General features: G+C 60.8%; 16 protein-coding genes. 4 read left to right on the forward strand and 12 right to left on the reverse strand.

Annotated elements, in window-relative coordinates; genetic code table 11:
• Positions 1 to 2 precede the first annotated feature (2 nt).
• From tagH to tssA, 10 genes are all read right to left on the reverse strand, one after another.
• The gene (gene tagH / locus TU79_RS19070; protein ID WP_057009451.1) at positions 3 to 1,175 is read right to left on the reverse strand and encodes a type VI secretion system-associated FHA domain protein TagH; all 1,173 of its coding nucleotides are present in this window, start codon (positions 1,173 to 1,175) and stop codon (positions 3 to 5) included.
• 2 nt (positions 1,176 to 1,177) lie between these two features.
• A complete protein-coding gene (locus tag TU79_RS19075) occupies positions 1,178 to 1,321 on the reverse strand; it encodes a hypothetical protein (protein WP_057009452.1) in 144 nt (47 codons plus the stop codon).
• 68 nt (positions 1,322 to 1,389) lie between these two features.
• On the reverse strand, positions 1,390 to 2,910 hold the full coding sequence (locus TU79_RS19080) for a sigma 54-interacting transcriptional regulator (protein WP_057009453.1): 1,521 nt from the start codon (positions 2,908 to 2,910) through the stop codon (positions 1,390 to 1,392).
• Positions 2,907 to 5,351: an AAA family ATPase gene (locus TU79_RS19085; protein ID WP_231986803.1), complete on the reverse strand. Its 2,445-nt coding sequence runs from the start codon at positions 5,349 to 5,351 to the stop codon at positions 2,907 to 2,909. Before TU79_RS19085 ends, TU79_RS19080 begins: the two co-directional genes overlap by 4 nt.
• A gap of 6 nt (positions 5,352 to 5,357) precedes the next feature.
• Positions 5,358 to 6,365, reverse strand: a complete 1,008-nt coding sequence (tssG, locus tag TU79_RS19090) for a type VI secretion system baseplate subunit TssG (protein WP_057009455.1) — start codon at positions 6,363 to 6,365, stop codon at positions 5,358 to 5,360.
• The gene (tssF, locus tag TU79_RS19095; RefSeq protein WP_057009456.1) at positions 6,329 to 8,116 is read right to left on the reverse strand and encodes a type VI secretion system baseplate subunit TssF; all 1,788 of its coding nucleotides are present in this window, start codon (positions 8,114 to 8,116) and stop codon (positions 6,329 to 6,331) included. The genes tssG and tssF overlap by 37 nt, the downstream gene beginning before the upstream one ends.
• Complete coding sequence (gene tssE, locus TU79_RS19100; protein ID WP_057009457.1) at positions 8,106 to 8,507, reverse strand: type VI secretion system baseplate subunit TssE; 402 nt, start codon at positions 8,505 to 8,507, stop codon at positions 8,106 to 8,108. Before tssE ends, tssF begins: the two co-directional genes overlap by 11 nt.
• Positions 8,508 to 8,521: 14 nt before the next feature.
• Positions 8,522 to 9,997, reverse strand: coding sequence for a type VI secretion system contractile sheath large subunit (gene tssC / locus TU79_RS19105; protein WP_057009458.1), 1,476 nt, complete (start codon positions 9,995 to 9,997; stop codon positions 8,522 to 8,524).
• A 26-nt stretch (positions 9,998 to 10,023) separates the two neighbouring features.
• Positions 10,024 to 10,521, reverse strand: coding sequence for a type VI secretion system contractile sheath small subunit (tssB, locus tag TU79_RS19110; RefSeq protein ID WP_057009459.1), 498 nt, complete (start codon positions 10,519 to 10,521; stop codon positions 10,024 to 10,026).
• Between the two features lie 35 nt (positions 10,522 to 10,556).
• The gene (gene tssA / locus TU79_RS19115) at positions 10,557 to 12,110 is read right to left on the reverse strand and encodes a type VI secretion system protein TssA (RefSeq protein WP_082638583.1); all 1,554 of its coding nucleotides are present in this window, start codon (positions 12,108 to 12,110) and stop codon (positions 10,557 to 10,559) included.
• A gap of 466 nt (positions 12,111 to 12,576) precedes the next feature.
• Between tssA and TU79_RS19120 the strand changes: the two genes are divergently transcribed.
• Positions 12,577 to 13,092 (forward strand): Hcp family type VI secretion system effector, encoded by a 516-nt coding sequence (locus TU79_RS19120; RefSeq protein ID WP_057009461.1) that lies wholly within the window; start codon positions 12,577 to 12,579, stop codon positions 13,090 to 13,092.
• A 69-nt stretch (positions 13,093 to 13,161) separates the two neighbouring features.
• Here the strand turns inward: TU79_RS19120 and TU79_RS19125 are convergent, their stop codons facing one another.
• The gene (locus tag TU79_RS19125) at positions 13,162 to 13,983 is read right to left on the reverse strand and encodes an aldo/keto reductase (protein ID WP_057009462.1); all 822 of its coding nucleotides are present in this window, start codon (positions 13,981 to 13,983) and stop codon (positions 13,162 to 13,164) included.
• Between the two features lie 106 nt (positions 13,984 to 14,089).
• Here TU79_RS19125 and TU79_RS19130 point away from each other — a divergent pair, with 106 nt between their 5' ends.
• Positions 14,090 to 14,584 carry a DUF1543 domain-containing protein gene (locus TU79_RS19130; protein WP_057009463.1) on the forward strand — a complete coding sequence of 165 codons (495 nt, stop codon included), beginning with the start codon at positions 14,090 to 14,092 and terminating at the stop codon, positions 14,582 to 14,584.
• Positions 14,585 to 14,593: 9 nt separating this feature from the next.
• Here TU79_RS19130 and TU79_RS19135 read toward each other — a convergent pair whose 3' ends face one another.
• Positions 14,594 to 15,793, reverse strand: coding sequence for a TPM domain-containing protein (locus TU79_RS19135; protein WP_057009464.1), 1,200 nt, complete (start codon positions 15,791 to 15,793; stop codon positions 14,594 to 14,596).
• A gap of 130 nt (positions 15,794 to 15,923) precedes the next feature.
• On the opposite strand from TU79_RS19135, the gene TU79_RS19140 reads away from it, so the two are divergent.
• Together TU79_RS19140 and TU79_RS19145 are read left to right on the forward strand one after the other, a co-directional pair.
• Positions 15,924 to 16,739: an alpha/beta fold hydrolase gene (locus tag TU79_RS19140; protein ID WP_057009465.1), complete on the forward strand. Its 816-nt coding sequence runs from the start codon at positions 15,924 to 15,926 to the stop codon at positions 16,737 to 16,739.
• Positions 16,729 to 17,874 (forward strand): PAS domain-containing sensor histidine kinase, encoded by a 1,146-nt coding sequence (locus tag TU79_RS19145; protein ID WP_057009466.1) that lies wholly within the window; start codon positions 16,729 to 16,731, stop codon positions 17,872 to 17,874. Before TU79_RS19140 ends, TU79_RS19145 begins: the two co-directional genes overlap by 11 nt.
• Positions 17,875 to 17,882 lie beyond the last annotated feature (8 nt).

A 17,882-nucleotide genomic window follows, 5' to 3' on the forward strand; every position in this document is an offset into this window, starting at 1 on the left:
TATCATCCCGGGCAAGCCGCATGAAGGGTGGATATCAGGCGAACCTGCTCTTCGTAGGCCTTGGCAAAGTCATTGCCCAACAGGCGCTCGCTCAACGGTTCTTCCTCGACCAGGCGTTGATAGTGGCGTTGGTAGGCGCGCCAGTGCGCCCCATCGGCATTGAACCTGGGTGCTTTTGCCTGGCGCTCGAAGCACAACATCAAGTGGCTGGGCGCGAATGCACGGTACCCATTGCGCAGTGCGGTGCGACACGCTGTCAGTAGGGCTACCTGGTGGGATTGCAGGTCCCGGTGGGCCAGGACCAGTGCGGCCTCGGCCGGCAATTGCCCCTGCTCGTTCATACCCAGCAAAGCCGCCAATGCGGCTTCACCGTCGGAGCAATGGCGCAGGGGGTTGGCACTGCGCAGGCGGGCTTCGGAAGGCGCAAGGTTCGATGCGTTTTTCAGCTCGTCGCAGGTGCGCAGGCTTTGCTGCAAGCCCTCGATACTCTGCTTGAGCAAACAGGCGACCCTGATCGCCAATGCTTCGCGTCGCGGGGTGTCGACGCCTTCGAGGTCAAGTCCGAGCGCCGCCGAAAACTGCCCCCAGAACGCCCCATGCAACGCCGGTGTCTTTTCAACACCTTCAATGGGTGGTGCATCAGGAACAGGCTCGACCCGGCGTGGCAGGCTCATATAGTCCCTGTCCGGCGCTTGCTGATAAACCCGTTGCGCGGGTTCGTCGCTGGTTGCGACGGTATCATCCGGTGATAACCGGGCCTGATCCATCGCCGGGATCGGATCAAGCCCCAGAAAAGCATCGTCGGGGATCTGCCCAGCCACCGCGACCTGCAATTCATCCTGCCGAGCCGATGATGCGACCAGCCGCGCCCGAATGGACAATGCGCCGAGCTGGAATACATCGCCATCTTCGACCAGGCGCGCCTGCCCTTTGCACAGCCGCTCACCGCTGCCCGCCATACAGATTCCATTGCGGCTGATGTCGGTCAGAAAATACTGCCCTTCGCGAAAACTCACCAACCCATGGTGACTGGACAGCAGCCGACTCGGGTCGTGAATAACCCAGTCGCAACCGGCGCCACGGCCAATGACGCCGCCGGCCTCAGTGAACAGTTTGGGGGCCGTGGAGGCGGGGTCTGCGCCTGCGCTTTCATATACTTCAAACACCAGTTGCATGGTCATACCTCCCTTTGCTGGCCGCGTGTGTCGGCCTGCGGATCGCCCAGCGGACGGTAATCAGCATCGTCAAAGACGTAGTTGGCGTTGCAGCCACTCAGCAAACACAGCACAAGCATCAGGGCCTGCCACGGACGATCAAACATCAGGTATCTCCCAGGAAGTGATGCGGGGCGGCCCGAGTAGAAAGGGCGCCGGTGATACGAATAAATAGTCAGCATTCGCCCTTGGCCTCGCCGCAGGGAATATTCAGACGCGCAAGGCGGTAGAGCAGCGTGCGCCGCGCCACCCCCAACTCACGCGCGGTGCGCGTGCGATTGCCGCGATTTCTGTGCAGGCAATCGATCAGCACCGTGCGCTCAACCCGCTCCAGACGCTGGCGCAGTGTGGTGTCCACGACCGTGACCGGGCTGGGGGACAACGCGAGGTGAACCGGCAGGATCACGTCTTCGTCACACATCAGCACGGCCCGCTCCACCAGGCATTTGAGTTCGCGCACATTGCCGGGGAAGTCGTGACTCGTCAGTTGGTCCAGGGCCTCACTCGACCAGCCGACGGGCCCTCGTCCAAGTGCCACACAGGCCTTGTCCGCGAAATGCCGGGCGAGCTGCGGCATGTCGCCGTCTCGGTCACGCAGCGCCGGCAGCTCGATCGGAAATTGTGCCAATCGGTAATACAGATCTTCACGGAAACTGCCATTGGCGACCATTGCCGCGAGGTCGCGGTGCGTCGCGGCAATGATTCGCACGTCGACCTTGTGCGAGGCATTGGCCCCCAACGGCCGGATCTCGCCTTCCTGCAACACACGCAGCAACTTGGCCTGCAACGACAACGGCATATCGCCGATTTCATCCAGCAGCAACGTGCCACCGTCGGCGGCGTCGAATAACCCCGCGTAGTCACGCAGCGCACCGGTGAACGCACCTTTGCGATAACCGAACAGTTCGCTCTCCAGCAACCCCTCTGGAAACGCCGCACAGTTCTGCACCACAAAGGCTTTGTGACTCCTCTGGCCCGCGGCGTGGATGGCGCGCGCCACGACTTCCTTGCCGGTGCCGGTTTCGCCACGCAACAACACCGTAAAGGGCGTGCGCAAAACCTTGCTGATCAGGCGGCAAGTCGCCTCCATCGCCGTGCTGCCGCCAATCAGGCCGAACGCACCCACCAGCGAAGCGCCAGACTTCAGCCCGGTGACGTCTGGCGGGGTACGCGATGCCCTGGCCAATTGCCCCAGGGCAAAACTGCCCAATTGCGCCAATGACGCAACATAGCCCTGCAACGCGAGCGGACGCTGGCTGGCACACAGCAGGACGCCGCTGACGGTGTCACCTGGGCAACACAAGGGGATGCCGCAAAGAGAGCGCCAGGGTGTCGTCGCCTCGGGCAAAAAGCCGCAGTCATACACACACCGGTTCAGGTCATCCAGGGTGATGGCTTGCCCTTGGGTCAGGACGTATTGCAACAGTTGCTCCTCCTGCGCTCGCTGGCCCGATGCCGGATCGCTCGCCGACCAATCTCCCTGCAAATGCTGGGCAATCAGCTCGAGCCTGCCGGTGGCCTTATCAAGCCGGTACAACTGGCAGAACTCGCACTGGCTCAGTTGTGCCACGCCAGCCACGCAAAGGTCGGCCAAGGTGTTTTCATCAGCCCCACGGCCCAGCCGGCAGAACCAGCCCATCAAGGTTTCGGCGTAGGCCAGGGGCTGCGGCAATCGGGTAAACATCTCATCGGTCATTGGCTGAACTCACACGCCGGGCGACCGCTACTGTCCAGCGACGCATGGGCCAACGAGAGGGACTCGCCCGTGGCCGTCGCGGCGAGCAGGCGGTCCACGATCTGTGGCAGCAGGTCGGTCTCGATCCATTGATCGATGTAGCGTGCGCCGCTGTCACCATGGGCACAGCGTTGGACCATGTGCGCAAGCAGTTGCGGCGTACAGGTGAACGCCAGCTTGCGCCGGGCCAGCCGCTGCCGGAGACGGCCGAGCTTGAGGCTGATCACCTCGCTCAACACCTCAGCGGAAATCGGGTAATAGGGCACCACCCGCATCCGCGCGAGCAATGCGGGCTTGAACCAGCCACGCAACGCCGGAAGAATCGCCTCGTGCAAAACCTCAAGCGCTGGGCGCTGGCCGTCGGCGCACAAGGCGCTGATGCTGTCGCTGCCGAGGTTGGAGGTCATCAGGATCAGGGTGTTGCGAAAATCGATCTCACGACCTTCGCCATCATTGGCCAGGCCCTTGTCGAACACCTGATAGAACAGGTTCAGCACTTGCGGGTCAGCCTTCTCCACCTCATCAAGCAACACCACCGAATACGGACGCTGACGTACCGCCTCCGTGAGGACGCCGCCTTCGCCATAGCCGACATAACCGGGCGGCGCGCCGATCAATCGGGACAGTGAATGTTGCTCCTGGTATTCCGACATATTGAGGGTGGTGACAAACCGCCTGCCGCCGTACAGCAAGTCCGCCAGCGCCAGGGCCGTTTCGGTCTTGCCCACGCCGCTCGGTCCGACCAGCAGAAATACACCCACCGGCGCGTCAGGCTCGTTCAGCCCTGCCGCCATGGCGCGCAGGCTGCGGTCAAGCGCCTGCACCGCGTGATCCTGGCCGAGAATGCGGGCACGCAGTGCATCGGCAAAACCCAGCACTTTGTCGCTGTGCTCAAGCACCAGTTGTTCGGTGGGAATGCCGGTCCATGCGCTGATGACCTGAGCCACCAGCCGTGGGCAAACCTCAGGCTGTTCGGGTGATTGCTCACGCTGCTCAAGCCAGGTCTGTTCCAGCGCCTGGTGCTCGCACTCGACCGCCTTGAGCCGCGATTCCAGCGCTTGCAGCACGGTTGCGTCGACAGGCAATCCGGCATCGGCGTCGCGGCGCAACGCAAGGTGGTGCTGCCGGCCTTCGGCCAGTTCGGCGCTCACACGCTGCAACGTCTCGGGAGGCACGGCCAGATGCGTGCGCGCCCGTGCACACGCGGTGTCCAGCACATCCACGGCTTTGTCCGGTAGCTGCCGCCCTGCCAGGTAACGGGCGCTCATGTGTGCCGCCGCGACGACGGCATCGTCGCGAATGTATACACCGTGGCCGGCCTCGTAGACCGGGACCAGCCCGCGCAAGATAGAGACAGCTTGCTCGACACCGGGCTCGCCCACCCGTACCGGTTGAAAGCGTCGCGCCAGCGCCGGGTCTTTCTCGATGTGTTTCTTGTATTCCGACCACGTGGTGGCGGCGATGGTACGCAGCTCGCCACGGGCCAGAGCGGGCTTGAGCAGGTTCGCCGCATCGGACGCACCGCCCTGCCCGCCCGTGCCCACCAGAGTATGGGCCTCATCGATAAACAGGATCACTTGCTGGGGTGACGCATTGACCTCGTCGATCAACCCCTTGAGGCGGCGCTCGAACTCGCCCTTGATCCCCGCTCCCGCTTGCAGCAGGGCTAGATCCAACGTGAGTACGCGCACCTGCCGGAGCGACGGTGGCACCCGAGATGCAACGACTTGCAGGGCAAAGCCCTCGACAATCGCGGTTTTCCCAACGCCGGCCTCCCCGACCAGAATCGGGTTGTTCTTGCGCCGGCGAGTGAGGATGTCAATCAACTGTCGAATTTCGGCATCGCGACACAGCACCGGGTCAATCAGACCTTCACGCGCCTGGCGGGTGAGGTCATGGGTGAAGCGTTGCAACAGCGAGTCCACCATCGGGGTATGCGCATGGGGCGGCTGGCTCTGCAGAAAATCGCGCACGCGCTCGCTATCCAGACGACTCAGCACCTTCTGGTACGCGCTGCCCGCATGTGCCAGAGGATGACGCAGCAGCGCCAGCAACAAGGCGCCCTCATCCACCTCCGGTTGCCCCAGCTCGACGTGCGCAACCATCAGTCCCTGTTGCAGCCAGTGGACCAGCGTTGTCGCGAAAACCGGGTTGCGGCTTGCACTGTGTTCGCTCTTTGGATAAAGCGTCGACTCGAGCTCCGACAATTGCACGCCCGCGTCCGCCAGGGCCCGCGCCAGCAGGCCATCGGCGTGCTCCAGCAACGCCAGCAGCAGGTCCTCCACCAGCACCTCGCGGCCACCGCGTGCAACACAGCGCTCGGCTGATCGCTCGAGGTCGTATCGGGTCTGCGCGGTCAGGGTGCGGATAAGCTGTTGCAGATCTACATTCATCATAATCATCGATCCCTAATCAGAATGGCCGGCGAGCGTCACCGCTCCATCGGCACGTTCGTGGGCCAGCCAACTGGTCCAGCCAAGGCGACAGACATTGCGCTCGCCGATGTGCAGCGCACGCATTTCGCCCTCGGCCAGCACCAGTCGCAGGTCGTACTCCAAGGGCGCGCGTGCGGTTAACCGCACCAATGAACACAGGGGCCGGAACGCCTCCCCGGTGGGCAAAAATTCGTGAAAGCGCTGCCAGCTCAGCCCCGGCAAGTGCACCTTGAATTTGCCGCAGCGATCCGCTATTTGCTGCCCCAGCACCAGGTCGTGGCCGAGCGCATGGTGGGTAACGCCCAGTTGGTTACGCTGCTGCGGGTCGATGCGAACACTGCGCTCTACCCACTGTTCGATGGACACTCGGCTGTGCTTGAAGTAATGGCGCAACACCGTCTCGATCATCGACGCCGAATGCGCCCGCAGCCCTAACACGCCCAGGTAAGGCAGCAGGCGCCTGCAGTCCAGACGTGCCGCTGAACGAACCTCCCGACTGCCCAAGCCGATCAGGGCGAACATCTGTGCCGAAAACCCATCGCTGGCCCCGTTTCGGAAGCGCGCCCGATAGCGGTACTTGCGCCAGATCGGCAACATCAGCCGCTGCAGGCGATGGTGAAAAACGTTCAGGAAGTCTCGCGTGGCGTTGGCCCCCATGGGTTCTGCACACGCCTGCTCGCCATAGAACGCCGGCAGCGGTGAACCTGCGCCAAACAGCCCCAATACATTGAGGCGTAGCCGCGCGCGTAACTGACCCTGCTCCACAAAAAACTCCACCTGGTCTATGTCATGCCCCGGAAAGCCAAGACTGGGATTGGCCTGGAATTCCAGCTGGTCATACAACGCGTCCTCGTCCAGCAATGGTTGGGCCTCATGCAGGCGCTCAATCACCAGGAGCACCGCCTGGAACAGCGAATATTCGCGAACGCACCGCGACAGTTCAGTTAAAGCAGGGGCTGCAGGCCCAACCGGGATGGCCATAGGTACACATCTCCTTGTGTGCTGATAACGCGCAGTTCGTGGTACGAATTGAGGTTGGCGTACAACGCAAAAAATTCGTTGAGTACCGAGGCGAAGACAAAAATATCGCCTTGACCGAGAAAGCCCTGAGGGTCGATCGTCAGGTCCACCCGCAAACCGCGAAGCGGCAGGCCGTGGTGCAGTCGGTCCACCGCTTTGTGGCTGATGGCCTGCAATGCGCCGAGCCTCTTCAGGCTGACCTGCTGCGCTTGCCGGCCGTGATAACGCGGCAGATCGTAGGTTTCGAGAATCACTTTCAAGGCGTTGATATCGGTCAGCGACAGATAGTTGAGCGACAGATTGCTGATCAGTCGCCATAGAAAGTCCTGGTCCAGGGGCGGCGCGAAACTCGCGGTAGGCACCGTGATATTGCAGAACGTCAGGAATTCCGGGGTATGCTCCCCAGGCTGGTTGATCTCACCCACGGCCAACTGCTGTGGAAGATTCTGATTGGTGCACGTCATCTCGATCGAAAGTGTTTCCTGCTCACTCCCGTGGCTGCTACCGAATGCCATCCAGGTGTCGAGCCCCGGATGCGGTACGGATGGGCGCTGACGAATGCTGAAGCTGGGCGCCGCAGTTGATGCACCCGCATCGACGTCATGCTCGAAGGACTCGAATGGCACAAACACTCGGTGGCCCAGCCCGCCTGGGCGCCAACCCGTCACGCGGTCCACGGAAAAGACGCCTGCGTGGCCTCGGGTGTATTCGCCAGGCACCAGCAGGTATTCGTCCTGCTTGCCATCCAGGCGGATCGGCACCGCATCATGGCTGAACAGGTTGACGATGGGCGTGCAATACAGCTTTACGTTATCCAGCCCGGGGCACTGCGGTTCATTCCCCTGGATACGCAGTTCGAAGCGCATCACCATGCTGCGCACCTGTTTGAGCTGCGCGTGGGGAACCCCGTGCAGGGCGTCGAGGCCAGCGACATCGACAAACAGGTACTTGTCGGGAAAAGCAAAATATTCCTGCAGGTGGCGATAGCCACTGAAGGTGTTCGGCGGATAAGGGATCAATGCCTGGTCTTCGTTGAACCCGACCGGCTTTACCTGGCTGGCAGCCAGCCGCAGCGTCATCGGCTGTCCATCAGGACCGTCAACGGGACGCCCATTCTCGTCCAGCAGCAACAGCTCAATGCCTTCAAGATGACGCAGCAGGCTCAAATAGAGTCCCTGGCTGACATAACGATCGCCTGCCAGGTGCAAGCGCAGCGGTTCAAACGCCAACTCGGCGAAATTGCCCGGCGCACTCATTCCCAGGTGCAGATCCAGCAAGGCGCGCTCACCCTGGAATACGTAGTCCACACGACTGAGTTGCAGCGGCATCACCTGGGTGAGGTAGCAGGTGCGAAAACGGCAGCGCTCGCCATTGATCGCCACACTTTCCACTGCGGTATCGCGCTCTACGCGGATGGCCGGCCCCGCGCGTTTGAGCGGGTCGAACTGCAGGATGCTGAACGAGGGCAGCGGCCGCATGTAGTTGGGCCACAGCAATTGCATCAGCGAGTGGGTCAGCTCCGGCAACTCGTCATCGAGCTTTTGACGCAAGCGCCCAGTGAGAAACGCGAAGCCTTCCAGTAAACGCTCGACATCAGGGTCCTGCCCGCCTGTGGACAGGAAGGGTGCCAACGCCGGATTACGCTCCGAGAAACGTCGCCCAAGCTGACGCAAGGCGCTGAGTTCACTCTGGTAATAGCGATTAAAGGCCATCCGGCGCGACCTCCACCTGCCCGCCGCCGCCCAGGCGCGCGCTGAAAGCCACGGCTCGCGTCTCACCCTCAATCGTCAGCATGGCCGCTATGGCAAATGCCAGGACCAGGGGATCGCGATCACGCGGCAGTGCCCTGACCCGCACATTCGTCAGGCGTGGTTCGTAGGCCTGGATAAAGCGCTCGATCGAGAGGCGCGACTGGCTCAAGGACTCGTGCAGGCTCTGGCGCATGTCATTGAGATCCGGCAGCCCGTAATCGCGCGCGGTCTGCACACTGCCGGCGCGTGTGCTGAGCATTTTTCCCAAGTGGGCAGCCACCGAGGCCATGCCGCCCGATTGGGCGGTTGCGTGGCCTTCAAGGCGTTCGAAAAGGCTGTGGTGAGAGGTCATCCCTGAGTGCCTGCTCATTCTTTGTCGAGCTTGCCGACCAGGGACAGGGTGAAGTCCGCCCCCATGTACTTGAAGTGAGGTCGCACACTCAGGCTGACGCGATACCAGCCTGGCTCACCGTCAACATCGCTGACGACGATGCGTGCCGCACGCAGGGGACGACGACCACGCACTTCGGCACTCGGGTTTTCCTGGTCGGCGACGTACTGACGAATCCATTTATTGAGTTCAAGCTCAAGGTCGGTACGCTCCTTCCACGACCCCAGTTGCTCGCGCTGCAGCACTTTCAGGTAATGCGCAAGTCGGTTGACCACCATCATGTACGGCAACTGGGTACCCAGCCGGTAATTCAACTCCGCTTCCCGACCCTCGACACTGGTACCGAAATACTTGGGCTTCTGCACCGAGCTTGCGGAGAAAAAGGCGGCATTGTCACTGCCCTTGCGCATGGTCAACGCGATGAAGCCCTCTTGGGCCAGTTCATATTCGCGTCGATCGGAGACCAGCACCTCGGTGGGGATCTTCGTTTCGATTTCACCCATGCTGTGAAAGTGATGCAAAGGCAGGTCTTCCACCGCCCCGCCGCTTTGCGGACCGATGATATTGGGGCACCAGCGAAACCTGGCGAAGCTGTCGGTCAAGCGCGTGGCGAATGCGTAAGCCGTATTCCCCCACAAGTAGTGTTCGTGGCTGTTGACCACGTTTTCCTGATAGGCAAAGGTCTTGACCGGACACTCAAGAGGATCGTAAGGCGTACGCAGCAAAAAACGCGGTACGGTCAGGCCAATGTAGCGCGCGTCTTCGCTCTGGCGAAAGCTCTGCCATTTGGCAAATTGCGGGCCTTCGAAATGATCCTTCAGATCCTTCAGGTCAGGCAGACCGGTAAAGCTTTCCAGCCCAAAAAAGGCCGGCCCGGCCGCTGCGATAAAAGGCGCGTGAGCCACGCAGGCGACATTGGAGACGTACTGCATGAGCTTTACGTCGGGCGCACTGGGTGAAAGGAAATAATTGGCGATGATGGCCCCCACGGGCTGACCACCGAACTGGCCGTACTCGGCACTGTAGATATGCTTGTAGAGCCCGGACTGGCTGACCTCCGGCGAGTCTTCGAAGTCATCGAGCAAGTCCCCGCGGGACACATTCAGCAACTCTATCTTGATGTTTTCACGGAAATTGGTGCGTTCGATCAGCAACTGCAAACCTCGCCACGCAGCTTCCAGTGCCTGGAACTGCGGGTGATGGAGGATTTCGTCCATTTGCTGGCTGAGCTTGCTGTCGATCTCGGCGATCATCCGGTCCACCAGGCGTTTCTTGACCGGTTCTGCGCTGTTGTGCGGCTTGACCAACTCTTCGATAAACGCCGAAACGCCGCGCTTGGCGATGCCGTAAGCCTCGTCGTCCGCCGTCAGCAGGGTTTGCGCAATGATGTTGTCGAGGATGCTCGACTCGTCCGCCTTGAGTGCGGCCAGTGAAGTGGCTTGAGTATTCATGGGATCAGTATCCTTTTACTGAAAAATCATGCGGAAGGCCGGTCCAGCCCCAATTCGGCGAGTACACGCGTGCGCGACTCGTCGTTGGCCAGGGCCTGCTCGATAGCCTTGCGAAAGCTCGGCGTGTTACCCAGCGGGCCCTTCAATGCCATCAGCGCTTCACGCAGGGCCATCAGCTTTTTCAGCTCGGGAATCTGCTCGACCAGGCTCGCGGGATTGAAGTCCTGCATTGAATTGATGTGCACCTGAATACCCAGCTCCTCCACCTCGGCGTCGTCCTGAAGACGATTGGGTACGCTGAGCGTCAGGCGCAGTGCCTGCTTGGCCAGCACCTCATCCAGGTTGTTTCTGTCGATCCCGACAGGCTTGCGGTCTTCGAGCTTGCGCAGGTCCTCACGTTGGGTGAAATCTCCCAGCACCAGCAGTTTCAACGGCAGTTCGACTTCTTCCTGCGCGCCACCAACTGCGGGTTTGAAGGTGATATTGATGCGTTCCTTCGGTGCGACCGAACCCTCTTTGGGCATGGTTTTTTCTCCTTTTTTGCGTGCGGCTCTGCCGCCTATTCAAGTACCGCTTCAAGATCGAAGTGGCACAACCTGCGATGGGTTTGCTCCTTGCGCTCACGCACGGCCTGGTCTTGCGGCAGCCGTTCACAGCAGCGAAACAGGAGCTGTGCCACTTGCAGCGCCAGCTCAGGCTCCCAGCGCTCCAGCCCTGCCTGCTGCAGGTGATCATCCAGCTGTTCGAGCTGGATCTTCGCCAGCTCGTGCTTGCCTGCCAGCACACACAGACGGGCCTGAGCCAGGCGCCAATGGAAACGGTCGCGCTCGCTTCGCGCGGCGTGCAGGCTCTGCGTGAACTCGCCGACGACAGCCTTGAGCCCGTCCTTGCGCAGCCTGGGCAGCCCCTCCTGCAATGCCGTCTCCCACGGTGCGGCGTCGATGTTTTTCGCCTGCGCCAGGGGGCGGTTTGTTTGCAGATGACGGGCCACGTGAAGCGCAATCCAGTCCCGGGTGCTGGCATCCGCAAACGGCATGCCGTCGTAAAAGCGATACTCAGGCAGGTCCGGCAGGCGTTGCAGCAGCAGCGCAAAACTCACCTCCAGCTCGGTCTTCGCCAGGTTGGCCTGCAGTGCGTCAAGGCACTCCCACTGCATGCGCAATCCGTCAAACCAGAACATTGCGCTGCTCAGGCTTGCGTCAAACTCGAGTATCAGGTCGGCGTAATGGCCCTGGGCAAGACGCTCCTGGCACCGCTTGAGCTTGTCGACTGCGGGGCCACGCAAAGTGGTGATTCTCTGGTTGTCTGCGTCCGGATAACGGGTCAGTGAGAGCCAGGCCAGTGTTCGACTCAGGCGCAAGGCGCGCAGGTCGGCGGCGCCCTGACGCAACCACCATTTGCACAGGGGACGAGCCTGGTCCTGCAAGGCGCGCAACTGTCTGTTCGCCTCCCTTTCGTTTTCGATTGCGGGCTCGGGCTTGAGCAATTGAGCCGCCACCTGTTTGACCTGGGTCATAACCTGCGGCAACGCTGCTGGAGCTGGATTGCCTTGCGCGCCCTGTTCAAGGCGCTCCGACAGCTGCCTGCGAATCGGCAGCAGCAATGGAGCATCGTGCCCCATACGCTGGCTCCAGCACTCATCAAGACGCGAAAGGTGTTCGTGGAGCAGATGAAACACCGGCTGCTGGCCCGCAACCGACAGGCTTTGGGCGAACACGGGGTCAAGGCGCAATACAAGCCAGCCAAAAGCCGCATCGCGGGTGCGCTGCCTGATCGGGTAGACAACCGCCCAATGCTGCTCGCAAAGATGCAGCAGAAGGCCGAGTCCGGCCAACAGACCGGCAAACGACTCACGCTGGTACAGCGCCCAGACCAGCCACACCGCGACACGCAGATCCTTGGAATGCTCGCGCAACACGCACTCGCTGGTTTCAACGATTTTCTGCCAATCCGGCTGGTTTTCCCCATGTATCGATTGCAGCTTCGCCAGCTCTGTTTCCAAGGCCTCATATTCGCTGGAAAAGCGCACTTCACAGCCGATGAAACTTGTTTCCGAACACGGTCGTCGTGCCAGTTCAAGATAATAATCACAAAGCGTCTTCAAATGATCCATTTTGACCCACGCACCACGACTTACCTCATAAACTGAACAAGCAATAAACTATTAAAACGCTATTGAGGCAGCGACGAGATGCCCCCTAAGATCTGCAAACACTAGCCACGACAAGGAGATTCTTCAAGCGAAAAATTTAAACTTGAGACTTATCCTACAACGCCCGAAAAACAAAGCCTGCGCAGAAAATTGCGCAATATTTTTCGAAGAAAACCGCAAATATCGCATATCCACCGCACTGCCACCCAGCCGATAAAACGGCAACTAATTGCGCACTCATGCGCAAATAACCTTAATAAACTTACAAACTTATTCATGGCAACTTATCAAAATACGCTCACCTACCAACTCCGCCCCATACTTCATTGGGACTTGCACTTTCCGGCACGCTTTTTGTTAAGGAGACAGGGCCATCCGGTTTCAATACGAGATGGACTCCCCTATCAATCAGACAAGGAAACCCGTCATGCCAACACCCGCGTATCTCTCCATCACTGGCATCAAGCAAGGTTTGATTACGGCAGGCACTTTTACTCAGGACTCGGTAGGCAATATTTACCAGGAGGGGCACGAGGACCAGATTCTCGTCCAGGCGTTTGCGCACCAGGTCATCATCCCGCGCGACCCCCAATCCGGTCAGCCAACCGGACAGCGGGTGCACAAGCCGTTGATGATCAGCAAGGTGTTCGACAAGTCATCGCCCCTGCTCTTCAGCGCACTCACCAGCGGCGAAGAGGTGAAATGCCGGCTGGAGTGGCTGCGCACTTCATCGGCCGGTACCCAGGAGCATTACTTCACCATCGAACTCGAGGGAGCGACCATCGTCGATATCCAGTCGCGCATGCCCAACTGCCAGGACCCGGACAACGCGCACTTTACGCATCTGGAAGACGTGTATTTCACCTATCGCAAGATTGTCTGGACCCACGAAGTGTCGGGCACCTCGGGCTCAGACGACTGGCGCAGCCCGGTGTCCAGCTGACGTAGCGTGATGTGCAAACGACGCCCAGGGACGGGCGCCGTTTCTACCGGGATGGGTTGTTACTGAGGGCTAGACCATCGCCAGCGGATGTTTGCGCGTGGGCGCGCCAAATACTCGATCAATCGCGTCCAGGTCATGTTCATCCAGCACCAGGTTCGCAGCACGGGCATTGAGTCGCACATGTTCCGGCGTAACGGCCTTGGGGATGGCGATTACGCCGTCCTGACGCAATACCCACGCCAGGGAGACCTGGGCAGGCGTTGCCTCGTGACGCTGGGCGATCTGTTTGAGCGTCTCGCTGGACAGCAACTTGCCGCCCTGGGCAATGGGGCAGTAAGCCATCAGCGGCAGATGATGTTGCTGCCACCACGGCAGCAGGTCGAACTCGATACCCCGCTCCTCGATGTTGTAGAGCACCTGATTGGTGGCGCAGGCCGGTGAGGCGAGTTCCTGCAAGTCGGCCACGTCAAAATTGGAAACACCCCAACGGCCGATCTTGCCGGCTTCGCGCAAACGCTCGAATGCCTCGACCGTTTCTTCAAGGGAATACTGGCCGCGCCAGTGCAACAGGTACAGGTCGATATAGTCGGTGCCCAAGCGTTGCAAACTGGCTTCACAGGCACGAGGGATGCCCGTTCGGCTGGCATTGTGCGGGTAGACCTTGCTCACGAGGAACACCTGCTCGCGCTTGCCGCGTATGGCTTCGCCGACCACGGACTCGGCGCCCCCTTCGCCGTACATTTCGGCGGTATCGATAAGGGTCATCCCTTCGTCGATACCCAGTTGCAATGCCGCCACTTCAGCGCGGCGCTGGTCGGGGTCTTCACCCATGCGCCAGGTGCCCTGGCCGATGACAGGGACCGGTACGCCGGCCAGATCGATGGTACGCATGACAACCTCCTGATGAGTTCGCAAGTAAACAGTGGGGCATTGACCGGACAAAAGGGTTCAATCGAAGTATGGTTGCCCCCTGCCAAGTCACCAGGAAGAACCTGTAATGCTGTTTGTCGTGATGCTCGGGGGCAAGCACCCGCGGGCGAGGATCGAAGTCCATGATGTGGTATTCGCGGTGGCGGATACCCTGCAAGCCACTTACCCACAATTGCGGGAAAACTGGTTCGGCAGCGCCAAGGGCGTACACATCGACGCCTGGATGGCGGTGGACGGCGTCGATGGCTGGAAAGTCGAGCTTAGCCCATTGGCACCGCAGGCTGGAGCGCCGCGCCTGTATTTCATCAACCTTGGCGGGTATGACGCCCAGAGTTTCGGCGAGGCCCATCACTACCTGCTGGTCGTCGCGCGCAACAAGCAGGAGGCAAAGACGCTGGGCAAACGCCAGATGCTGCGCGGTTGGTCCCAGGCGCATACCGATGCCGTGATGGATGTGGATGACTGCCTGCCCATCGACCTGGTGGACGGTCGTTATGTGCATCTGGTGCCGGGCGCACACGCGCCCATCGTGCAACGCAATGATTACATCGTATTGTCCTGAGCCCGCGCGTCACCAACTGCCCGACGCACCGCCGCCGCCACTGGATCCGCCGCCACCGGACGAACTGCTGCTGGAGCGCGAGCTGCCGGAGTTTGAACTGGAACGGCTGCTTGACCCCGAGCCTGAACTGGAAACGCTCTGCACGAACAGGATAAACGCCGCAATCGTCGCCACCGGTATCGCCACCCACCAGCCTTGAGCACCGTGCCCCAGCAGCAGGCCCGCCGCCGTATAAATCGCGACGACCGCCAGTACGCGCGCGAGGAAGAAACGCGGGCTGCTTTTCCATGATGCCTTGATCAGGAAGAACAACCCTACATACAGACCCAGCACCACTGCCACAGCCAATGGCCACAGCAGCCAGTGGACAAGGCTGAGTTCGACAAACCGATTCGCTGCCAGCACGCCGACGCTATACGCCAGTGCAGCCATCACGCAGTAAAACACTGCGCGCGCCAGCCACAATGCGCCAAACGTGGCGCCGCCGATCAGTATCGTCAGCGGTAATACCAGCAGGTATACCGGCCACTCACGCCCACCGATGTACACCGCCAGCAGCAGAGTGACTCCGGCTGTGGCAATCAAGGCTCGGCGCCAGTGCAAACGACCGGCGGCCATCAACACACCGCCGATACCGCCGGCGATCAATGCCAGCAGTACCGCCATGGCCTGGGGACTGGCGCCTGGGACGGCCACTGGCGGCAAGTCGCCACCCTCAACCAGCACAACGAGATCGTTCACACCCTGGCTGACGCCACCGGCAAAATCGCCCTGGCGAAACGCCGGGGTGATGTGTTCTTCGATAATCCGGTGCGCAAGCAAATCGGTAACCGTGCCTTCCAGCCCGTACCCGACTTCGATGCGCACCCTGCGGTCATCCTTGGCCACCACCAGCAGGATGCCGTCGTTGACGTCCTTGCGCCCCAATTGCCAGGCGCGGAACAACTGATTGGTGTAATCCTCGATGCTGGCCCCGCCGGTACCGGGCACCAGCAACACGGCAATTTGGGCACCTTTGCGCTGTTCCAGGTCGGCTAGCCGGCTTTTCAGACGGGCGGTGACGTCGGCGTCGAGGGTGTTGGTGAGGTCGATCACCCGCCGGTCGAGAGCCACGCCAAGCGGCGAAACATCAGCCTGGGCGGGGGTAAACAGGCTGACGCACATCAGCGTCAGCAGACTCAGGACAGACCGCCGTATCCACTGCATCATGATTTGTTACCTGAAGTTTCTTCCTGAAAGGCACTGACTGTAACCTATCGACGCTATAACGCGTGACCCAAGGGCATTGACTATCTAAACTGCGCCCCACATAGCAATACGCCATAATTTTGAGACCTCCATGGACCTACGCCACCGCAACAATGTGCATGTAATGGGCGGCGGTATGGCGACCCTGGTGTTCTCCCATGGCTTCGGCTGCAACCAGGCAATGTGGAACTATTTGGCGCCGCATTTTACCGAGCGCTTCCGCGTCGTGATGTATGACCTGGTGGGTGCCGGTCTGTCGGACCTTATTGCCTTCGACAAGACCAAGTACGACACGCTCGACGGTTACGCCCGCGACCTGAACGAAATCATCGCCGCCTATGCGCAGGGCCCGGTGATTCTGGTGGGCCATTCTGTCAGCGCGATGATCGGCGCCCTCGCCGACCGCCTGCTGCCCGGGCGCATCGCCGCCCATGTAATGATTGGCCCATCGCCCCGCTATATCGACGACGCGGGTTATGTCGGCGGTTTCAAACGCAGCGACATCGACGATCTGCTCGACACCCTCGACAGCAATTACCTCGGCTGGTCCAGCGCCATGGCCCCGGTGATCATGGGCGCGCCTGGGCAACCGGAACTTAGCGAAGCGCTGACCGAGAGTTTCTGCCGCACCGAACCGGACATTGCCAGGCAATTCGCACGCGTGACCTTCATGTCGGACAACCGTGAGGATGTGATCGGCCTCGCCGCCCCGGTGCTGATCCTGCAATCGAGCGACGACCTGATTGCCCCGGTCGTGGTGGGTGAATACCTGCATCGCGTCGTGCCCAACAGCACTTATTACCTGATCGACAACATAGGCCATTGCCCGCACATGAGCGCGCCAGCAGCGTGCGCGGCGGCGATGCACAGCTTCCTGGCGCCGTGGGCAGTCGCCCATGCCAACTGATCTGTTCGACAGCGCCGCCTGTGCGCTGGCCGTGACTACCGAAGACGGCACGATCCTGCAGGTCAATGCACGCTTCACCGACTGGTTGGGGTTCAGTGCCCAGGAGCTCTGTGGCCGGCGCTTCCAGGACCTGCTGACGATGGGCGGGCGAATTTTCCATCAAACGCACCTGGCGCCGATGCTGCGCATGCATGGCAGCGTCACCGAAGTGAAGCTCGACACCGTGCACCGCGACGGGCAGAAAGTGACGGTGCTGCTCAATGGCAATCGACGCCAACTCGACAACGCCGTGGTGTACGACCTGGCGTTGTTCGGTACCACTGACCGCGACAAGTACGAACGCGAGCTGTTGAACGCGCGCAAGCTGGCCGAAGCCCTGCTGCAGGAAAAAACCGCCACTGAGGTCGCTTTGCATCAGGCGCAGGAGGAACTGAAGCAAGCCTATGCCATCTCCCAGCGACGCGCGATGTTCGCCGAACAGATGGTGGCCATTGTCAGCCACGACCTGAAAAACCCGCTCACGGCCATTCGCATGGCGTCGGATTTTCTCAGCCGAGGTGAGCGTACGCCCAAGGAGCGCCAACTGCTCGGGCATATCGACCAGTCCTCCGAGCGTGCCCAGCGCATGATCGCCGATTTGCTCGACTTCACCCAGGCCCGGGTTGGCCATGGCATCAGCATCCGCGCCGCGCCACTGGACTTTCACACCGTCATTCACCACGCCGTCGAGGAACTGCGCGTCGCATTCCCCAAGGCGACACTGATGCATCATATCGAGGGCTATGGCAGCGCGAGCCTGGATGCCGACCGCGTGCAACAGATCGTTGGCAACCTGGTGGCCAACAGCGTGGCTTATGGCGACCTGCAGCGCGAAATCCGCATCACTTCGCGAATCGGCAACGCCCTCTGCGAAGTTGCCGTACACAATTATGGCACTGCAATTCCCGAGGCGCTGCTCGCCAATCTGTTCGAACCCATGACGCGCGGCACCGATCAAGCCAGCCAGGTACGCAGCGTGGGCCTTGGCCTGTATATCGTGCGCGAACTGGCCAAGGTGCATGGCGGTGATGTGACAGTGAGTTCATCGGCAGCGGCTGGCACAACCTTCACCGTGAAATTGCCTGCCACCCATTAACCCGTTGC

The organism is Pseudomonas trivialis, assembly GCF_001439805.1.
Taxonomy (GTDB): Bacteria; Pseudomonadota; Gammaproteobacteria; order Pseudomonadales; family Pseudomonadaceae; genus Aquipseudomonas; species Aquipseudomonas trivialis.